The sequence below is a fragment of the Enterobacter sp. Taxon_8 genome (assembly GCF_058354585.1).
This window is the reverse complement of the sequence record NZ_CM177989.1, coordinates 2,130,869-2,150,642: the sequence shown is the minus strand read 5'-3', so window position 1 is coordinate 2,150,642 and position 19,774 is coordinate 2,130,869. Positions and strand designations below refer to the sequence as shown.

The window sequence follows — 19,774 nt, the reverse complement described above, 5'->3', positions numbered from 1 at the left end:
CCACACCAGCCAACATCAGGGAAATACCATGAAAACAGTAAAAATCAGTGCGCTCAGCGCCGCTATTCTGCTCGGTAGTTTTGCCTCCACGTCCGCGTGGGCCGCCGACGGTGAAACCGTGGTCATCGGTCTGGCGGGGCCGCTGACCGGCCCGTCTGCCCGTATCGGTAAAGATCTGGAGAACGGCGCGCAGCTGGCAATTGACGACATTAACAAGCAGCACCCGACCATCGGTGGCAAAGCGGTGACCTTCAGGCTGCAGTCCGAAGACGATCAGTCCGACCCGCGCACCGCCGTAGCCGTCGCACAGCGTCTGGTGGACAGCGGCGTGGCGGGCGTGGTCGGTCACTGGAACACCGGCACCAGCATTCCAGCGGCCCGCGTTTATCACGATGCGGGCATCGCACAGGTGGCACCGGTCGCGACCGGTCACGCCTATATCAAACAGGGTTTTGACACCAGCTTCCGCGTGATGGGCCACGACGATGACGGCGGCCAGCTCGCCGGCCAGTACGCGGTGAATACCCTGAAAGCCAAACGCATTGCGGTGATCGATGACCGTACCGCCTTTGGTCAGGGACTGGCGGACCAGTTCATTAAATCGCTGGAAGCACAGGGCGTGAAGGTTGTCGATCGTCAGTATGTTGATGACAAAACGGTGGACTTCAGCGCCGTGCTGACCGCCATCCGCAGTAAAAACGCCGATCTGATCTTCTTCGGCGGCGTCGACAGCCAGGCCGCACCGCTGGCCCGTCGCATCAAACAGCTGGGCATGAACGCCACGCTGATGGGCGCAGGCGGATTCGTCAGCCAGACGTTCCTCAAGCTGGCGCAGAAAGAAGGCGAAGGTGTGGTGGCGCTGGAGCCGGGTCTGCCCGTTGACCAGATGCCGGGTGGAAAGGCATTCGAACAGGCCTATCAGTCCCGCTACCACACCCATATCGAACTGCACGCCCCGTTCGCCTATGACGCTACCCGCGTGCTGGTTGCGGCAATGGAAAAAGCAGACTCCGTTGAGCCCTCCGACTATCTGCCAGCCCTGCGCGCCATCAGCTATTCCGGCGTCACCGGGCAGATTGCGTTTGATAAAGAGGGCAACCTGAAATCGCCGTCGTTCACGGTCTATAAGGTTGTCGACGGCAAATGGCAGCCGCAGACCGTGCTGGGCGGCGCAAAAGCGAAGTAACGCAGCGAGGCAATGTGATGAGTGATAATAACGAGCTGGGCATTCTCGCCCGCCGCAAAATTGAAGCCGAAATTATTAAGCCAATTTATGAAATCCTGGTGCGCGAGATAGGGAAAACCCGCGCCCAGGCGGTGATTGGCGAGGCTATTGAGCAGGCCGCAATTGACGCAGGCAAAGCGTTTGCCAGCAAAGAGCCCAACATCGCGGACGTAAAGAGCTTTATCGCCCTACAGTATCTGTGGGAGAAAGATAATGCCCTGGACGTGAAGGTGATCGACGCCGACGACCAGCAGTACAACTACAACGTCACCCGCTGTCGCTACGCGGAGATGTATCACGAGATGGGGCTGGGCGAGATTGGTCACCTGCTCTCCTGCGCGCGCGATGAAAAATTCATCGTTGGCTATGCGCCGGACGTGAAGCTGACCCGCACCACCACAATCATGCAGGGCGGTTCGTGCTGTGATTTCCGCTACCGCAGCACTAAGGACAAGACATGATCCGCGTCAACGCCGAAAGGCTGTGGTCAACGCTTGAGATGATGGCGCAGATCGGCGGCACGCCCGCCGGTGGCGTCACCCGTCTGGCATTGAGCGAGGAAGATCGTATTGCGCGCAACCTGCTGCGCGACTGGGCGCTGGATGCCGGTTTTACCTGTGACGTCGACAGCATGGGCAATATGTTTATCCGTCGCGCCGGGAAAAAACCGCAGCTTGCCCCGGTCATGACCGGTTCGCACGTTGATACCCAGCCGCTGGGGGGGAACTACGACGGTGTTTACGGCGTGCTGGCCGGGCTGGAGCTGCTGCGAACCCTTAACGATAATAACGTTGAGACCGAGCGTGACGTTGTGCTGGTGAACTGGACTAACGAAGAAGGCGCGCGCTTTGCGCCAGCCATGCTCTCATCAGGGGTCTGGACGGGACAGTTTAGCGAAGCCTACGCCCATGCCCGCGCGGATATCGACGGTATCACCGTAGGTGAAGCGCTGGAGAGCATTGGCTACCGGGGTGAAGCCCCTGCCCGCGCGTTTCCGGTTCACGCCTGCTACGAACTGCACATCGAACAGGGCCTGATTCTGGAAGATGAAGCCATCGATATCGGGTTAGTCCGCGCGGCCATGGGCCAGCGCTGGTTTACCCTGACGCTGGACGGATTTGCCGCCCACGCGGGCACCACGCCGATGCACAGCCGCCGCGACGCGCTGACCGCCTTCGCCGAGCTGGCGCTGAAGGTGGAAGAGATTGGCTATCGGCATGCGCCGGACGGACGTGCGACGATCGGTATGGCGCAGGTTACGCCAAACTCGCGCAACGTCGTGCCGTCTCGCGTGGTATGCAGCGTGGAGTTTCGCCATCCGGCGCAGGCGGCGCTGGAAGCCATGGAGGCAGCGCTGCATAAGGTAGCTGAAAGCCTGAGCCTGCGCGGCGTGTTGGCTCTCGTTGAACGCATTTTTGACTACGCGCCCATCGCGTTTGATGCCGAATGCCTGGCGCGTTCCGAGAAGGCCGTGGCGGAACTGGGCTATTCGTCGAAACCGATGGTCTCCGGTGCAGGACACGACGCCTGCTATGTCAGCAAAATTGCGCCCGCCAGCATGATCTTTATCCCCTGCGTGAAAGGCGTCAGCCACAACGAAGCGGAGAGGATCCTGCCAGAGTGGTCGGAAAAAGGGGCGAATGTGCTGCTGCATAGCGTCCTGTCCGCGGCCCAGGAGAGCTAGAACGGCGCGGAAGCAGCCCTGCTTTCGCGCGACGCTAGACGGCAACGCGGCGGCTGATTTCAACCACCCGATCGCTGGGAAGGTGGTAGTGGTTGATGACGTGCGTGCAGTTGCGCTTCATGAAGGCAAATATGTGCCGTTGCCAGGCCGCCATACCGGCCCCGCCTTCGCCTGCCACAATGGTTTCATGCCCGACATACCAGGTGGCGTCATCGGTGGCAAAAAGCGCGTTAATCTCGCTAACGCCCTGCAGCAAACGCGGGATATCAGGGTGTTCCATAAAGCCATACTGCGCAACGCCGTGCCAGTAGCCCGGCGCGCGCTGTTCCACCCTGATACGCTGCTCTTCCCCGACGTAGGGAACGTTGAGAATATCAATGGTCAGCGACAACACGTCCTGCTGTAGCGCCCGGTTTCGCGCGACGTGCCAGCGCATTACCGGAGGGATATTGTTCTGCGTGCGGGTCAAAAAGACGGCAGATCCCGCCACTCTGGGCACCGTCTTTTGCTGAAGCTGAGCAAAGAACGCGTCCACGCTGACGCCCTTCTCGCCCACCGATGCGGATACCGCCTTAACGCCGCGGTGCCAAATCAGCATCACCGTACAAATCGCTGCGGCCATCAGCAGCGGTATATAGCCGCCTTCCAGGACCTTTATCAGATTGGCAAATAAGAATGTGGCATCAATTACCAGAAAACAGAGGGCGATAACCGCGCTGCTGGCCAGGCTCCAGCGCCACACTTCCCGCATCGCCACAAACAACAGCCCCGTAGTCATCAGCATGGTTAATGACACGGCAATCCCGTACGCCGCTGCAAGCTTATCTGAGGATTTAAAGAACACCACCAGCCCGATGGTTACTACCATCAGCAGCCAGTTGATTATCCCGATATAAATCTGACCGTAGCTTTCTGCCGCCGTCTGCTTGATGCGTAATCGTGGTAGCCAGCCGAGCTGAATCGCCTGACGCGTCATGGAAAACGCGCCGGTAATAATCGCCTGACTGGCGATGATCGTCGCCAGCGCGGCAAGAATGATGAGCGGTACCTGCAAGGCTGGCGGACAGAGCGTATAGAATAGATTTTGTTTGCTGTCGGCACCGGCCAGAATCAGTGCTGACTGACCAGCATAGTTGAGCAGCAGCGAAGGAAAGACGATGCCGTACCAGGCAAGCCAGATGGGCTTTTTGCCAAAATGCCCCATGTCTGCATACAGGGCCTCGGCCCCCGTCACGCAGAGAAATACGCCGCCCAGGACCAGGAAACTGGTGTACCCGTTTGAAAACAAAAACGCGATGCCGTACGCAGGATTGAGGGCCAGCAATACCGAGGGGTGCTGAACGATCCCCCGCACGCCCAGAGCCGCAATCGCCAGAAACCACAGCGCCATCACTGGGCCAAATATCTTCCCTATGCGGGCGGTACCAAAAGGCTGGATCAGGAACAGCGCCAGCAACACCGCCACCGTCAGGGGTAATATGTACGGCTGGGACTCCGGAATGACCATCTCCAGCCCTTCCAGAGCGGAAAGCACGGAGATGGCCGGGGTTATCGCGCCATCTCCGTAAATTAACGCGGCGCCGATGAGGGCAGCAAAAATGACCCAGCGACCGCCTTTGCCTTTTTCCACCAGAAGCGACATCAGGGCCATAATGCCTCCCTCACCATGATTATCAATTCGCATGGCGAAGGCGGCATACTTGATGGAGGTCACCAGGATAAGCGTCCAGGTAATAAGAGAGAGCAGGCCCAGGATGACGCCTGGCGTAGGGTCATGCTCTGAGAGCGAAAGCACCGTCCGGAAGGTATAAAGCGGGCTGGTGCCGATATCACCAAAAACGACGCCCAGCGCGCCCCCCGCAAGCAGGGTTAACCGGGAAAGCGGTTGGGACGCATCACTGCTGTGGCGAGAGCTCATATTTTCCAGCAAGAGTCAGATAATCCTGTAAAAAACATAGCCCATCAGCCCCGCCCGCGCCAACCGCTCGCCCTGTTTTACTGCGCTGTTTACTGCGGATTGACCTTCGCCAGGCTAAACCAGATCCCCACTGCCAGCAACAGCAGCATTCCGCCCGCGCTGCCCAGCGCCACGCTGTGGGACATAATAAACGCGCTTTTCGCCGCCTCAATCACCGGCTCAGCCAGATGCGGCGTCAGGTTCTGCGCCACCTTCATCGCTTCACCAATCGATGACGAGGCTTTGACGACGAGCGAGGCGTTCAGCCCCTGCGGCAGCTCAATCGACGCCGAGAAGCTGCGGGTCAACAGCAGGCCAAAGATCGCAATCCCCAACCCGGCCCCCAGCTCATAGGACATGGTTTCAATCGCCCCTGCGGCGGCGGCTTTCTCCTTCGGCGCGGCAGCCATAATGGCGGAAGTCGAGGCCAGCAGCGCGCTGGCGGCACTGAAGCCGAGCAGCACCATCAGCCCCCACGCCTGCCACTGCTGCGTGCTGAAGTCGAGCGTCGACAGGCCGATAAAGCTGACGGCGCTAAGCCCCATGCCCCCCGCAGCGACAATGCGTAGCCCCAAACGCCCAACCAGCACGCCCGCGATCGGCCCGCTGAACCCGCTGGCGACCATCACCGGCAGCATAAACATGCCCGCTTCAAACGGCGTAAAGCCGTGAACAAACTGCAGCTCCTGGGCCATCAGCAGCTCAAACCCGACCAGGGCAATCATGGCGGTCATCGCCATCACCACGCCGCTCAGAATGATGCGGTGACAGAACAGGCGCATGTCGATCATCGGCACGCGGGCGCGCAGCTGAATACGCACGAAGATAAACAGCAGCACCGAGCCGGTCACCAGCGCGGAAGCTACCAGCCACGGCGACAGCGCGCCTTTTAGCGCGGTTTTGGCGCTGTAGACCAGTAGCAAAATCGCCACGATCAGCATGATGGCATGGCTGATATTCAGCGGCTGCTCCGGGCGTCCCTGCTGAGGAGGGACAAAACGCGCGGCCAGCGAAACCACCACCAGCACAATCGGCACGTTGATTAAAAACACCGATCCCCAGTAAAAATGCTCCAGCAGCATACCGCCGATCAGCGGGCCAAACGCCGCCCCGCCGGAACCGACCGCCGCCCAGACGCCGAGCGCGATGTTGCGATCTTTCGCGTCGGTAAACAGCGTGCGGATCCCCGCCAGGGTGGCAGGAATGATCATTGCAGCACCGATCGCCAGCGAGGCGCGCGCCGCGATCAGCCATCCTGCTGAAGGGGCAAACGCTGCCGCCAGCGACGACAGGCCAAACAGCGTGCTGCCAATCATGAGCAGTCGTTTAAAACCAATCCGGTCACCCAGGGCGCCCATCGGCAGCACCATACCCGCCATCACCAGCGAGTAGATATCGATGATCCACAATAATTCGTTACCGCTGGCGCCCAGCGTCATGCTCAATGTTGGCGCCGCCACGTGCAGCACCGTCGCGTCAATCGCGACCGGGATATACACCAGCACGATAATCACTAACGCTAACCACTGACGAAACATAAATTTCCTTTTCATTTTAAACCTGGACACATGTCCAGATTGCGATCCTACGTAAAGTTGAACGCGTGTCCAGCTTTTTGTTACACTCGTTTCGTTCCCATTGAGAGTGAGTAACGATGCGATATCTGAGCAAGGATGAACGGCGCGAAGCCATCTTACAGGCCGCCATGCGCGTGGCGCTGGCCGAAGGACTGGCGGCAATGACGGTACGCCGCGTTGCAGCTGAAGCCGGGGTTGCGACCGGACAGGTTCACCACCATTTTACCTCCGGCGGAGAGCTAAAATCGCTGGCCTTCGTACGGTTAATTCGCGAGCTGTTGGATGCGGATGTCGCGGGTAAACAGGCGGGATGGCGGGAGCAGCTTCATGCCATGCTCGGCAGCGATGACGGCAGGTTCGAGCCCTATATTCGCCTGTGGCGCGAAGCGCAGATCCTGGCCAGCCGCGATGCCGATATCAAAGGCGCCTATGTAATGACCATGGAGATGTGGCATCAGGAAACGGTGGCGCTGATCGGCGCGGGAACGGAGGCCGGGGTATTTCGTCCTGGCGATCGGGCAGAAAATATCGCCTGGCGCTTGATTGGCCTAGTATGCGGTCTTGACGGGATGTATATCTTAAACATGCCCGAAATGGATGAAACCGCGTTTAACAATCATCTGGATAAATTAATCACCCTCGAGTTATTTACTCCCCCGTCTCAGAAGTGAAGTTGTCGGGGGCCAACAGCCCCCTCTTTGCGCATTATTTCCCGGCCTGAGGATGTGTATCAAAGCCCGCCATTACCGCCGTTAGCTCCGCCAGGGAAAATCCGTGTTTTGCATCGTCAACGCCCAGTCCAAAGCGTTCCTGCATCAGCTGATAAAGCGCCTCGGCATCCGGCAAATGGATCTGCTCCTCCACATGGCCATTCTGCCAGTGGGTAAAGTTGAAGTTGGTCAGCGTCAGCTTGCCGCCGTCCGGCAGATGGCGACACATCAACAGATGATGACGGAAATGCGACTGCGGCCAGTGCGCCGACCAGAAATTCCCCATCACGTAATCGCTGAAATACTGCGTAGTCAGGTCAAACTGGTACATCGACTGCCAGTGCTCGTGGTGACGGAACTGCAGCACCCAGTCGTTGCCCTCGCTCAGCAGACGGTACAGCCCGTGCGGAGTCTCCTGTTCTTCATTAGCGAGCAGGCGAATCGGCGCCGTCAGCGTCTGGCCGCCAAACCCGACATCGGCTATCCAGCGCTCACCGTTAAGCTCAACCAGCAGCAGGCGATGCGTGCGCGGCGGCATTTGCGGCGGACTCGCTAATACCACGCGTCCCAGCACGCTGCGCACCGTAAATCCGACCTCACGCAATACGCGCTCGAACAGGCCGTTTTGCTCAAAGCAGTAGCCTCCGCGACGTGCGGTGACCAGCTTGTCAACGAGGCACCGATCGTCAAGCTGGATTTCGCGCGGCAGAACGACATCGATATTCTCAAAAGGGATCGCACAGTTGTGATGTAAATGCAGCGCGCGCAGGGTATCGATATCCACCCGTGTCGGCTGCGTACAGCCGATGCGGGCGAAATAGGCGGTCAGGAATGGGGACATGCATCAGTTTCCTTTAATTGTGATGTTCTGTTTATAAACTAATTTTACCCACTCACTTTGATTTACGTGCTTTTTCGCCATAATCATCGGTGTAGATGAGGAGATCCTATGAGCCACTTTCGCCCTGTTGAATTACGTCATGCCAGCCGTCTGCTGAACCACGGCCCTACTGTGCTTATCACCAGTCGGGATGAAAGCCTCGACAGACGTAACGTGATGGCCGCCGCATGGTCAATGCCCGTTGAGTTTGAACCGCCGCGCATCGCGATCGTCGTGGATAAAAGTACCTGGTCACGCGAGCTGATCGAGCGCAGCGGAAAGTTTGGCATCGTCATCCCCGGCGTGGCGGCGGCCAACTGGACATACGCGGTCGGTAGCGTCAGCGGGCGCGATGAAGACAAATTCAACTGCTACGGGATCCCGGTGGTGAACGGTCCTGAGCTTGGCCTGCCGATGATTGAAGAAAAATGTCTGGCGTGGATGGAGTGTCGGTTACTACCCGTCACCTCCGTGGCAGAAAAATACGATACGCTGTTTGGTGAAGTGGTTTCAGCGGCAGCTGATGAACGCGCGTTTGTCGCCGGACGCTGGCAGTTTGACGGGGATAAGCTTAATACCCTGCATCATCTTGGGGCCGGGACGTTTGTGGCGAGCGGGAAAATGGTGAAGGCGCTGGATTGAGAAAACCCTCCCCCAATTGGGAGAGGGTGACCGCATTACTTCGCACGACGCGCAATAATTTCATCCGCAACATTCCGCGGGGCTTCCGCAAAATGATGGAACTCCATCGTATACGTCGCGCGTCCCTGGGACATCGAGCGCAATGTCGTGGCATAGCCAAACATCTCTGCCAGCGGCACGTCAGCGCGAATAATCTGGCTTCCGTACTGCTCCGCCATCCCCTGCACCATACCGCGACGTGAAGAGAGATCGCCCATGATGTTACCGGCGTACTCTTCCGGTGTTTCCACCTCCACATGCATGATCGGCTCAAGGATCACCGGGTCCGCCCTGCGGGCGCCCTCTTTAAAGCCGAGGATCGCCGCCATGCGGAACGCCATCTCCGAGGAGTCAACGTCATGATACGAGCCAAACGTCAGCGTCGCTTTGACGTCTACAACCGGATAGCCGGCCAGCACGCCGCTGTTCATCGCTTCCCGCAGCCCTTTCTCAACGGACGGAATAAACTCGCGCGGAACCACGCCGCCCTTAGTGGCATCTTCAAATTTAAAACCACTTCCAGGCTCCAGCGGCTCCAGGCTCAGCACCACATGGCCGTACTGCCCTTTGCCGCCGGACTGACGGACAAATTTGCCTTCGATATCCTTCACCGTTTTACGCAGGGTTTCACGGTAGGTTACCTGTGGGCGGCCAATGTTCGCCTCGACGCCAAACTCACGCTTCATGCGGTCGACGATGATCTCAAGATGTAGCTCACCCATCCCGGAGATAATGGTCTGGCCGGACTCTTCGTCAGTATGCAGGCGGAAAGACGGATCTTCCGCCGCCAGACGCTGCAGCGCGATCCCCATTTTCTCCTGATCGCCTTTGGTTTTCGGCTCAATCGCCAGCGAAATCACCGGATCCGGGAACTCCATGCGCTCAAGCGTAATGACGGCGTTCGGATCGGTGAGCGTGTCACCGGTGGTCACATCCTTCAGCCCAACGCAGGCCGCGATGTCTCCGGCGCGCAGTTCGTCCACCTCGTGACGATCGTTGGCATGCATCAGCACGATACGCCCGATACGCTCTTTCTTCCCTTTCACCGGGTTATACACCGCGTCGCCTTTACGCAGCACGCCCGAGTACACGCGGATAAAGGTCAGCTGACCAACGTACGGGTCGCTCATCAGCTTGAACGCCAGGGCCGAGAACGGCTCATCATCGCTCGGATGACGCTCCGCGTGCTGCCCTTTTTCATCCACGCCATCAATGGCCGGCACGTCCAGCGGCGACGGCATAAGCTCAATCACCGCATCGAGCATGCGCTGCACGCCTTTATTTTTGAACGCGCTGCCGCACAGCATCGGCTGGATTTCGCCCGAGATAGTGCGAATACGCAACCCTTTGATGATTTCCGCTTCCGTCAGGTCGCCGGTTTCCAGGTACTTATCCATCAGTTCATCGCTGGCTTCCGCAGCCGCAGAGACCATTTTTTCACGCCACTCCTGGGCGGTGCTGACTAAATCATCCGGCACGGGCGCATAGGTAAACACCATGCCCTGCGTCGCATCGTCCCACAGAATAGTGCGCATCTTGATGAGATCCACCACGCCGGTGAAACGATCTTCTGCGCCTACCGGGATGACAATCGGCACCGGATTGGCCTTCAGGCGTTCCTGCATCATCCGCACGACGCGGAAGAAATCGGCACCCGGACGGTCCATTTTGTTAACGAAGGCCAGACGCGGAACGTGATATTTATTGGCCTGACGCCAGACGGTTTCCGACTGAGGCTGCACGCCGCCCACGGAGTCATACACCATCACGGCGCCGTCGAGCACGCGCATGGAACGTTCCACCTCAATGGTGAAATCCACGTGCCCCGGTGTGTCGATGATGTTGATCCGGTGCGGTTCATATCCTCTGTCCATACCCGGCCAGAAGCAGCTGACGGCCGCCGAGGTAATCGTGATCCCGCGCTCTTGCTCCTGCGCCATCCAGTCTGTGGTTGCCGCGCCATCGTGTACTTCACCCAGCTTGTGGCTCATCCCGGTATAAAACAGGATGCGCTCAGTGGTGGTGGTTTTACCGGCATCGATATGCGCGGAGATACCGATGTTGCGATAACGTTCGAGAGGGATGGGTCGGGGCATGATATTTCCTTAAGTCTTATGACTTGTTTGTGACGACCAGGATGGTCGTGCATTCGTTCGTTTGCTATAATAGTCCTATTGTACGAGTATTATCGAACTATTTTTTAATGGTTGACCTATTGTTGATATAGCTCAATCTGACGCCATACGCAGGAAAACGATGATCCCAAACCACCCTGAAACTGAACAAATATTGCTGGAAAATGTGCTGTTTGCCCTCGGCAATCCGCTCCGGCTGTCGATTATTCGCCGGCTCGCCGATGGCAGCGAACTCAGCTGTAACGCGCTGCGTCCGGAAGACGTGGTGAAGTCCACGATGACACACCACTGGCGCGTACTGCGCGACAGCGGGGTCATCTGGCAGCGTCCGCAGGGGCGGGAGAACATGATTTCGTTGCGAAGAGAGGATCTGGATGCCCGTTTTCCAGGGCTGATGGAGATACTTTTACAGGCCAAATCATAAGGACATGCCTGTTTTTTCCTGAAAAATGCCCCGTACATATTTGAGGGGGGCATTACGTCAGCGAAGGGATTTATCTAACCTGCATACGATATTCAATCATTCCACTTTTCTTCGCAATCCAGTCGTACAATCGTTGCCCGCGATAATTGGCTTCATGCGTATGCCAGTAAAGGTGGCTGGCGTGATGTTTTCTCGCTTCTCTCTGAACATATTCTATTAGCTGTTTGCCAATGTGTTTGCCCCTTACGGCTTCGCAGACGTATAAATCTTCGAGGTAGCAGTAATCGCTCTCAGCCCAGGTCGAGCGGTGAAAAAGATAATGCGCAAAACCCACTATGTCTCCATTACATCGTGCTACCACGCAGAATAGCGGCTCAACGGGGCTGAAAAATCGCTGCCAGGTTCGTTGAGTGACGGCCCCAGAGAGGTCGACATTATAAAATTCCTGGTATTTACTCCACAGTGGCATCCAGCTTTCAAAATCATGTTCTTTAACTGCCTCAATTGTCACGCTCGTATTATTCATATTGCCTCTTTGGTCACCCGTTTATTCGTTTCAGGAAGAGTGTATTCGCTGAATGGCACGTTTTGCCCCGCCAATTTTCATCATGAAGGCAGACCAATTTTTCATCCTGCTACAGGCACTATTGCTTTAGAATCAAGAGACGCAGAGGAAAAGTGGACAACGTAATGTTTAAGCACGCGCAGCTAGAAACGGTTAAGGCATGGATTATCGACCCCGCTAACGGATCGCTACCGCTTCATGAAAGGATCCAGAGAGCAATACGGACGCTAATACTGGAAGGGGTATTATCTCACGGTAAGGCCCTTCCTGCCTCACGCGCTCTGGCGGCTTCTCTCAGCGTTTCCCGGGATACCATAGAAGCGGCCTACTCCAGCCTGCATGCCGAAGGTTTTATTGAGAGACAAACAGGCAGAGGGAGCTTCGTCTCTTCCAGCGCGCGTTTTTTAAAACCTCGTCCCCGGCAGCATCAGCCAACCGCTGAGATACGAAAAGCAAAACTCAGCGTCCGTGGAAAGGTCATCTATGAAAGCGGCGGGATCCGCGAATTTTCCTCCCCTCGCCCCCTTGCGCCCGGCATTCCTGAAACCCGCATGTTTCCCATTTCGATCTGGGAGCGTCTTCAGCGACAGGTGCTGAAGGAGTTTCAGCACCAGGCGTTAGAGCAAAGTCCACCCCAGGGTATAGAGCGCCTGCGACGGGCAATTGCGGAATACGTCAATCTTGAGCGCGGGACGCGCGCGAGGGCGGAACAGGTCATCGTTCTGACAAGTTCTCAACAGGCGCTCGCGCTCTGTTCCCACGCGCTGATGGACGCCGGTGATGGCATTGTCATTGAAGATCCCTCCTATCAAGGGGCACACAAAGCGTTCAACGCTGCAGGGCTTCGCTGTATTCCGGTTCCTCTTGATGAAAAAGGCATCTCGGTTGACGGGCTTAATTCTCTGACCGAGCCAGCCAGGGCGATCTACCTGACGCCTTCTCATCAATACCCTACCGGGGTGACGCTCTCTCTTGACCGACGACTGGCAGTTATTAAATGGGCAAACCGTTACGGAGCCTGGATCATTGAGGATGACTATGACAGTGAGTTTCACTACGAAGGCAAGCCTATGGCCAGTCTTCAGGGGCTTGATACGTACAACCGGACAATTTATATAGGCACGTTCACCAAGTCTCTGTTCCCTGGGCTACGTATTGCCTACACGATCGTCCCCTCAGAACTGATAGAGCCCTTTACCATGGCGAGGACGTTAATGGATGGCCACACCGCCTCAATAACCCAGCTGACGCTGGCTAAATTTCTGGAGGGGGGCCATTTTGGCGCCTATGTTCGTAAGATGCGGAGTATTTACGTTGCTCGTCGAGACGCGCTGGCAAGTATGATGGACGAATATCTCTCCGAATATGTTACCTGTGAAACGCCTGCGGGCGGAATGCAAATGCCTTGTCACCTGAAGCACGGAATATCCGAGAAAGAGATAGCCACCGCCGCCCGCCGCGCGGGTGTTGATATGCTTGGGCTTACCGATTTATATGCAGGTCCCCCCGCGTCCACCGGTTTTTTGATGGGATTTGCAGCTTACACGGAAAGGGAAATAGAAGACGCTGTGAAAAAACTGGCCGCAATTTTCCATCATGTTTGATGCCGTCGACGGGTAAGAGACTGACACTCATTCCGGGCGAGCAAGGCTATAGGCTGGGATCCGCCGGGTTGTTTTGGTGAGCGTATCAAACACCTCGGCGTTGGACGTCACTATCCGCATCCCTGTTTTGCGTAGCCGTTGTACATCGGCCGCGATACGCTGAATGCCAAACCAGAAAAGTCCGTCGAGCGCGGTTACAGACAGCCCGTTTTCCAGCGCCAGCTTGAGGCGTTCCTTTGGGGCTTTAACCTGCTGGGCAATTTGCCGGTAAGGCAGTTCGTTACATCCTGTTGCGTCACTACGATGGATACGCGTTTTCAGCTGATAGGTAAACTCGTCAGGTATGCCGTCCAGATCCCTTTTAAGGCTATAGACGCAGCCAAAGCGCTTGCCGTTAAACAGAACATTTTTCTGGCTGAGCTGAAGCTCTTTTCTGACAACGTCTATCAGCTGAGGCGCACGGGTAAGGAGTAGCCTGAAGGGCAGCTCGAAGCTGGTGACGTAATCCACATTAAGCAGCGCGAGACGCAGACGATCCTCTGCACCGGACTGTTGCTCACGACACTCCTCCATCACCTCTGCCCACTGGCGCGTCAGGCGCTCCGGTTCGGCGGCTTCGGTAAGGAGGTATTTTTCAATCTGATAATCAACTCTTCCGGTCATCGTGTGGTATCCCGTCACTGTGGATGCGGTAATTCTATACAGCGCGGTGAGTTTTATAAAGGACTGAACCGCAGCGACATCCTGAAAATGTCGTTGCGATTCAGCATCCTGACGTATCGGATCAATTCGCCATAATCCAGCCCATCAGCAGCGTGGCGAAAATCACCGTCGACGCGCCGCCGATGCGGGTGGCGATCTGTGCGAACGGCATGAGCGACATCCGGTTAGACGCGGACAAAATGGCCACGTCCCCCGTTCCGCCCAGCCCGCTGTGGCAGCAGGTCACAATGGCCGCTTCCACAGGATACATATTCAGACGCGACGCGATAAAGTAGCCGCTCAGCGCCATCGCAATCACAACCGAACCGCATACCACCACGTATCCCACCGAAAAGACCGACACCACGCTCTCTAGCGGCACGTATAACATCCCGAGGCCGATCATCAGCGGCCAGACCAGCGCAGCCGAGACGAATTTATAGCAGCTATGCGCGCCCTGCTCCATTGAGGCAGGGATCACCCTGAAGTATTTACACAGAACGGCAATCAGGATCATCAGCACCGGGCCGGGAATGTGAACCAGTTTTTCAAACAATCCGCCGACGATGAAAAACGCGCACACCATCAGCAATCCGCCCCCCATCAGATGAAAATCCGTCTGCTGCGTGCTTTGCGCCCCGGCAAACAGGCTGGCGTCGTCTTTACTCCGCGTAAGCATGCCATTTCCCGAAAGCGCAGGACGTTTCGCGCCGAGACGCGCCAGCGAGCCCGCACAAATAATGGCGAAGATATTCCCGACAACCGCAGCGGGTGCCAGCTGTGCAACGTAGACGTCGGGCGTCTGCCCCAGTATCGCCGAATAGGCCAGGGACAGCGGCAAAATCCCCTCGCCGATCCCGCCGCCAATGATGGGCACAATGATGAAGAAGAAGGTGTGGTAAGGCGTATAACCAAACAGTGAGCCCACAATGAGGCCGCTCAGCACGGCCATGCATGTTCCCGCCACCAGCGGAACAAACATGCGCATCATCCCCTGGATCAGCAGCACCCGATTCATCCCCAGAATGCTGCCGACTACCAGGCAGGCGATGACGAAATAGAGCAGATTCGCCTCTTTCATCAGCAGATGCACGGTATCAAGGGTATGTTTCCCGAATACGCCAAAATAGACCAGCACGGAGGGGACCATCAGGCACAGGATCGCCGGGCCGCCGATATCTTTGAGTACCGGGATTTGACGCCCCACTTTGGCAAACGCGAAACCGAGGGTCATGATGACCGCGAGACCACCTATCATATTTTTCGGCAGCAGCCCTGCCCAGGCGGACGTCGCCACAATGGCGGCAATCCCGACGAACAGCATCAACGGGACCGTGCCCACCTCGGTATTGTTGAGCCCAAAGGCGAAACGCGAGGTAGACAGCTCAGAAGTCGGTACAGGATTATCTTTCATATAATCACCTGAAAATTGTGTTCGGATATACAGAGAAAGGAATAAACTGGAGCTATTCCTGATACGAATAAATGTTTTTAAATATAAATAATGACTTAGATGGCCTTTTCTTAAACCAGGCTCAATATGAAATTATCACGAGCCTGCCGGGAGAAATGTGAACAATACGGCCCTTTATCTTTAAATAACTTAATTCATCATTAAGTAACTAAAGTTATTTATGATGACCAGCATCGCTTTCTTGCGCCTTATCAATATTTGACGAAAGTATTAGTTATTCAACTAATGCAATCTTTTTGAAATTAATTAAACCAGAGAGAGTGTGACCCTTGTCACTCCTGCCCTGCTTTCTAAGCGCTAGATTAGCGCTGCAATAAAACACATAAAATACCCTACAGGAAATACTATGCCTTCATTACTATTACAGTCACTGTTTCCACTCGTCTTTATTATGTTACTTGGATGGCTAAGTGGAAAGTTGGGATATTCCCGGCGTGAAGATGCAAACGTCATGGCAACCGTGGTGATTCGTTTCGCCCTTCCTTTTCATCTTTTTATTGGTGCATTGCATACCGATCCAAATAAAATTAAGAACCTGACCTTTATGGCCGTTTTGGTGGTCGGTTTAATGGGATCGTATTTGCTGACCTTATTTATTTCACGCTACGTTTTTCGCCACGATATCAAAACCAGCGCCATTCAGTCTCTGGTTTGCGCCTTTCCTGATATGGCCTACTTTGGCGCACCGGTTCTGGCGGTATTGATTGGGCCGGAAGGATTTATCGGCGTGCTGATCGGCAATATTATTACCAGCGTTATCATGATCCCCCTGACTATCGTCCTGATTCGTATGGGTGATAAAAGCGGTCATGATGGCCTGGAGGCGCTGCATCCGGGCGCGATGATCGTGCAAAACCTCATCAAAGCGGCACGCAACCCTATCGTCTGGATCCCGGTCTCCGGCGTATTGCTCAGCCTGGCCGGCGTGCAAATCCCTGCTATTCTCAGCATGCCTATTGAGATGGTTGGCAAAGTTTCAGGCGGACTGTCCCTGTTTGCCCTCGGCCTGCTGTTTTACGGCGAACGTCCAAAACTGAACGTGCAGACATTTACCAATATCAGTATTAAAAACTTAATTCAGCCAGCAATGATGGCCGCCGCCGGGCTCGCCTTTGGCCTGAGCCATACCTTACTACAGCAGGTCGTAATTATTGGCGCAACACCTTCCGCGATTGCGGCGGGGATGTTTGCGTTGCGCAGCGATACCTATATTGATACCGCATCCTCTTCCATATTAATTGGCACGGCCATCGGGGTCGTGACCGAAGGCATCATGATTTATTTAATCTCTTAATCTGTTTTGTTAAAAAAATTCAGGAGTTAACCATGTCCCGGAAAGAAGTTCTGTACACCCCCTATAACGGTGCCGTATTGCTGGAAAACCCGCTACTAAATAAAGGCCTCGCATTTATTAAAGAAGAGCGTGATAATTTTAATCTGCATGGATTATTGCCGCATAACGTTGAAACCATTGAAGAGCAAACCGAGCGCGCCTGGGTGCAGTTCTGCCATTTTAAAAGCGATATTTCGCGTCATGTTTACCTGCGAAATATTCAGGACACCAATGAAACTCTCTTTTATAACCTCTTGCGTTCGCATCTGAAAGAGACGTTACCGATTATCTATACCCCGACGGTCGGTGAAGCCTGCGAGCATTTCTCCACGATTTATCGACGCGCGCGCGGCCTGTTTATTTCATGGCCTAACCGCCATCGTATTGATGAGATGCTGCAAAGCTTTTCGCGTAACGACGTTCGCGTGATAGTGGTAACGGACGGGGAACGTATTTTAGGCCTTGGCGATCAGGGTATCGGCGGGATGGGCATTCCAATTGGCAAGCTGTCGCTTTATACCGCCTGCGGAGGGATCCACCCGGCCTCTACCCTTCCGATTATGCTGGATGTCGGCACCAATAATCAGCAACACCTCGACGACCCGATGTACATGGGCTGGCGCCACCCGCGCATCAGCGACGACCAGTACGCTGAGTTTATGGATATGTTTGTCAGCACCGTTAAAGCGCGCTGGCCCAACGTTCTCCTGCAGTTTGAAGACTTTGCGCAGAAAAACGCCACGCGACTTCTCCAGCGCTACCGCAACCAGCTGTGCTGTTTCAATGATGACATCCAGGGCACGGCAGCCGTCACCGCCGGTACGCTGATGGCTGCGGCCCATGCCGCGGGTACGCGCATTCGCGATCAGCGCGTGGTCTTTTTGGGCAGCGGCTCTGCCGGGTGCGGGATCGCTGAAAAAATTGTGGCGCTGATGGTGGACGACGGCCTGACCGAGTCCGAAGCCCGCAGCCGGATCTTTATGGTCGATCGCTTCGGCCTGCTGACCGACGACATGACAAACCTGCTCGATTTCCAGAAAAACCTGCTTACCGCGCGCGATGCCGTTTGCAGCTGGCAGGTGGACGCGAAGAATATTTCCCTTCTGGACGTGGTGAAGAACGCGCATCCCACGGTGATGATCGGCGTTTCAGGCCAGCCTGGGCTGTTCAGCGAAGAGATCGTCAAAGAGATGCATCGCCATTGTCCGCGCCCCATCATCATGCCGCTCTCGAACCCGACCTCGCGGGCGGAAGCCCAGCCGCAGGATCTTATCGCCTGGACACAGGGTGCCGCGCTGGTGGCCACCGGCAGCCCGTTCGCTCCGGTATTCTGGGAGAATACGCACTACGAGATCGCCCAGTGTAACAACGCCTATATTTTCCCTGGTCTGGGGCTTGGCGTGCTGGCCTGCAACGCGCGCCGGGTGACGGAAGAGATGCTGATGGCAGCAAGCCGCAGCCTGGCCGCACAGTCTCCACTGGTGACCACGGAAAGAGGCGGACTGCTGCCGCCGGTAGATCAGATTGAAACGGTTTCACGCCAGATTGCCGTCGCCGTCGCCCGGGCCGCCATTGAACAAGGCGTGGCGCCGTCTTTAGATGATGAAACCCTGATGGCGCGCATTGAGAAGACCTGGTGGCAGGCAGACTATGCGCCGTACCGCCGTTCTGCGCTGTAGCGCTGGTCATGCCCTCACCGCAGGGTGAGGGCATTGCTGAGGGTTTAGTGCTGTACGCCTGAGCGGTCAGAAAATTCGCTGGCGGAGAGAATATCACCCCGTGTAGCCGCCTGTTTCTGGCGAGCATAACGGTCAGGTACACCTTCAGGTCGCGTTTTGAAGCGACGGTGCAGCCACATATATTGTTCAGGCGCCATGCGTACGGCCTGCTCAATTGCCTTGTTCATCTGCGTCGCCACGGCTTCTTTATCGCCGCCCTGCAACGCCTCACTGATATCTTCCAGAATAATCAGCTCGTAGCCGGTGCCATTCGCCCTGCGCCGCGGCACAAAGGGTATGACGGCAGGGTTAGCGCTTTTGACCAGCATATAGCTGCCCGCCGTCGTCGCGGCATCCGGCACCGCGAAGAACGGCACAAACACGCTGTTGGTTTTGCCATAGTCGTGGTCCGGGGCGTACCACAAAATTTCATTCTGCTTCAGCGAACGGATCATTCCCTTTAAATCATGGCGATTGAGCATGGTTTTGTTGGAGCGCAGGCGCCCGCGCGTCTGAAGCCAGTCCAGCAGGGCATTATTATTAGGACGATAAACCCCGATACCGGGGTTAAGCATGCCAAATATCCGCGCGCCCAGCTCAAGCGTCAGAAAATGCATTCCCACCAGCACCACGCCCTTTCCTTGCGCTCTGGCTTTCTCCATGTGCTCATAACCCGTTACGGTAAAGCATTTCCGCACTCGCCATGCAGGCCAGAACCACGCCATCCCGGTTTCGATTACCCCCATTCCTACCGATTCAAAATTACGCTGCAGCAATGACTCTCTCTCCACCTTTTTCATCTCCGGGAAACAGAGCTCCAGGTTGCGGCGTGCAATCTCGACGCGGCGCGGAAGCAGGCGCATCGCCAGTCTACCCAGGCCATAACCGATTCTGAACAGAAGCGGATAAGGGAGCAGCATGATGAGCCACAGAGCCGCAATGCCGGCCCAGCTTAGCCAGTAACGGGGATGAAGAAAGGCGAATGAAAAACGGGGTAATTTTGTCATCAGAAAATTATCCTTTAACGTGTCTGTCCTTAATTGATTCTGTTGAAGATCTTTCCTAAGGATGAATAATATGCCAGTCAGAAAAGTTAATTGTAGCG

General features: G+C 56.0%; 17 protein-coding genes. 9 read left to right on the top strand and 8 right to left on the bottom strand.

Annotation, left to right across the window (positions count from 1 at the left end; all coding sequences use genetic code 11):
* Positions 1-28 precede the first annotated feature (28 nt).
* From AC4IBF_RS10170 to AC4IBF_RS10160, 3 genes are read left to right on the top strand one after another with little or no spacing between them, the layout of a single operon-like run.
* Positions 29-1,186 carry a branched-chain amino acid ABC transporter substrate-binding protein gene (locus AC4IBF_RS10170; RefSeq protein WP_491463289.1) on the top strand — a complete coding sequence of 386 codons (1,158 nt, stop codon included), beginning with the start codon at positions 29-31 and terminating at the stop codon, positions 1,184-1,186.
* A 17-nt stretch (positions 1,187-1,203) separates the two neighbouring features.
* Positions 1,204-1,686, top strand: a complete 483-nt coding sequence (locus tag AC4IBF_RS10165) for an L-2-amino-thiazoline-4-carboxylic acid hydrolase (RefSeq protein ID WP_136194923.1) — start codon at positions 1,204-1,206, stop codon at positions 1,684-1,686.
* The gene (locus tag AC4IBF_RS10160; RefSeq protein WP_491463288.1) at positions 1,683-2,909 is read left to right on the top strand and encodes a Zn-dependent hydrolase; all 1,227 of its coding nucleotides are present in this window, start codon (positions 1,683-1,685) and stop codon (positions 2,907-2,909) included. The genes AC4IBF_RS10165 and AC4IBF_RS10160 overlap by 4 nt, the downstream gene beginning before the upstream one ends.
* 34 nt (positions 2,910-2,943) lie before the next feature.
* On the opposite strand, the gene AC4IBF_RS10155 is transcribed toward AC4IBF_RS10160, so the two are convergent.
* Entirely contained in the window at positions 2,944-4,827 is a 1,884-nt protein-coding gene (locus AC4IBF_RS10155) for a potassium transporter Kup (protein ID WP_136194925.1), read from the bottom strand.
* An 89-nt stretch (positions 4,828-4,916) separates the two neighbouring features.
* Positions 4,917-6,404 (bottom strand): MFS transporter, encoded by a 1,488-nt coding sequence (locus AC4IBF_RS10150; protein ID WP_491463287.1) that lies wholly within the window; start codon positions 6,402-6,404, stop codon positions 4,917-4,919.
* A 116-nt stretch (positions 6,405-6,520) separates the two neighbouring features.
* On the opposite strand from AC4IBF_RS10150, the gene AC4IBF_RS10145 reads away from it, so the two are divergent.
* A complete protein-coding gene (locus AC4IBF_RS10145; RefSeq protein WP_115875218.1) occupies positions 6,521-7,114 on the top strand; it encodes a TetR family transcriptional regulator in 594 nt (197 codons plus the stop codon).
* 34 nt (positions 7,115-7,148) lie between these two features.
* Here AC4IBF_RS10145 and nhoA read toward each other — a convergent pair whose 3' ends face one another.
* On the bottom strand, positions 7,149-7,994 hold the full coding sequence (gene nhoA, locus AC4IBF_RS10140; protein WP_136194927.1) for an N-hydroxyarylamine O-acetyltransferase: 846 nt from the start codon (positions 7,992-7,994) through the stop codon (positions 7,149-7,151).
* A gap of 108 nt (positions 7,995-8,102) precedes the next feature.
* On the opposite strand from nhoA, the gene AC4IBF_RS10135 reads away from it, so the two are divergent.
* The gene (locus AC4IBF_RS10135; protein WP_133294502.1) at positions 8,103-8,675 is read left to right on the top strand and encodes a flavin reductase family protein; all 573 of its coding nucleotides are present in this window, start codon (positions 8,103-8,105) and stop codon (positions 8,673-8,675) included.
* Positions 8,676-8,710: 35 nt separating this feature from the next.
* Here the strand turns inward: AC4IBF_RS10135 and fusA are convergent, their stop codons facing one another.
* A complete protein-coding gene (gene fusA, locus AC4IBF_RS10130; RefSeq protein ID WP_133294503.1) occupies positions 8,711-10,810 on the bottom strand; it encodes an elongation factor G in 2,100 nt (699 codons plus the stop codon).
* A gap of 160 nt (positions 10,811-10,970) precedes the next feature.
* Between fusA and AC4IBF_RS10125 the strand changes: the two genes are divergently transcribed.
* Positions 10,971-11,273: an ArsR/SmtB family transcription factor gene (locus tag AC4IBF_RS10125; RefSeq protein WP_045354132.1), complete on the top strand. Its 303-nt coding sequence runs from the start codon at positions 10,971-10,973 to the stop codon at positions 11,271-11,273.
* 70 nt (positions 11,274-11,343) lie between these two features.
* On the opposite strand, the gene AC4IBF_RS10120 is transcribed toward AC4IBF_RS10125, so the two are convergent.
* Positions 11,344-11,799 carry a GNAT family N-acetyltransferase gene (locus AC4IBF_RS10120; RefSeq protein WP_047651034.1) on the bottom strand — a complete coding sequence of 152 codons (456 nt, stop codon included), beginning with the start codon at positions 11,797-11,799 and terminating at the stop codon, positions 11,344-11,346.
* Positions 11,800-11,963: 164 nt separating this feature from the next.
* Here AC4IBF_RS10120 and pdxR point away from each other — a divergent pair, with 164 nt between their 5' ends.
* A complete protein-coding gene (gene pdxR / locus AC4IBF_RS10115) occupies positions 11,964-13,442 on the top strand; it encodes a MocR-like pyridoxine biosynthesis transcription factor PdxR (protein WP_133294504.1) in 1,479 nt (492 codons plus the stop codon).
* Between the two features lie 27 nt (positions 13,443-13,469).
* Here pdxR and AC4IBF_RS10110 read toward each other — a convergent pair whose 3' ends face one another.
* Together AC4IBF_RS10110 and AC4IBF_RS10105 are read right to left on the bottom strand one after the other, a co-directional pair.
* The gene (locus tag AC4IBF_RS10110; RefSeq protein ID WP_133294505.1) at positions 13,470-14,105 is read right to left on the bottom strand and encodes an ECs1377 family protein; all 636 of its coding nucleotides are present in this window, start codon (positions 14,103-14,105) and stop codon (positions 13,470-13,472) included.
* A gap of 121 nt (positions 14,106-14,226) precedes the next feature.
* Complete coding sequence (locus AC4IBF_RS10105; RefSeq protein ID WP_133294506.1) at positions 14,227-15,558, bottom strand: 2-hydroxycarboxylate transporter family protein; 1,332 nt, start codon at positions 15,556-15,558, stop codon at positions 14,227-14,229.
* A 406-nt stretch (positions 15,559-15,964) separates the two neighbouring features.
* On the opposite strand from AC4IBF_RS10105, the gene AC4IBF_RS10100 reads away from it, so the two are divergent.
* The gene (locus tag AC4IBF_RS10100; RefSeq protein ID WP_115875230.1) at positions 15,965-16,912 is read left to right on the top strand and encodes an AEC family transporter; all 948 of its coding nucleotides are present in this window, start codon (positions 15,965-15,967) and stop codon (positions 16,910-16,912) included.
* A 32-nt stretch (positions 16,913-16,944) separates the two neighbouring features.
* Complete coding sequence (locus AC4IBF_RS10095) at positions 16,945-18,630, top strand: NAD-dependent malic enzyme (protein WP_248174313.1); 1,686 nt, start codon at positions 16,945-16,947, stop codon at positions 18,628-18,630.
* 44 nt (positions 18,631-18,674) lie between these two features.
* Here AC4IBF_RS10095 and AC4IBF_RS10090 read toward each other — a convergent pair whose 3' ends face one another.
* Positions 18,675-19,676 (bottom strand): Kdo(2)-lipid IV(A) acyltransferase, encoded by a 1,002-nt coding sequence (locus AC4IBF_RS10090; protein ID WP_491463286.1) that lies wholly within the window; start codon positions 19,674-19,676, stop codon positions 18,675-18,677.
* Between the last annotated feature and the right edge of the window lie 98 nt (positions 19,677-19,774).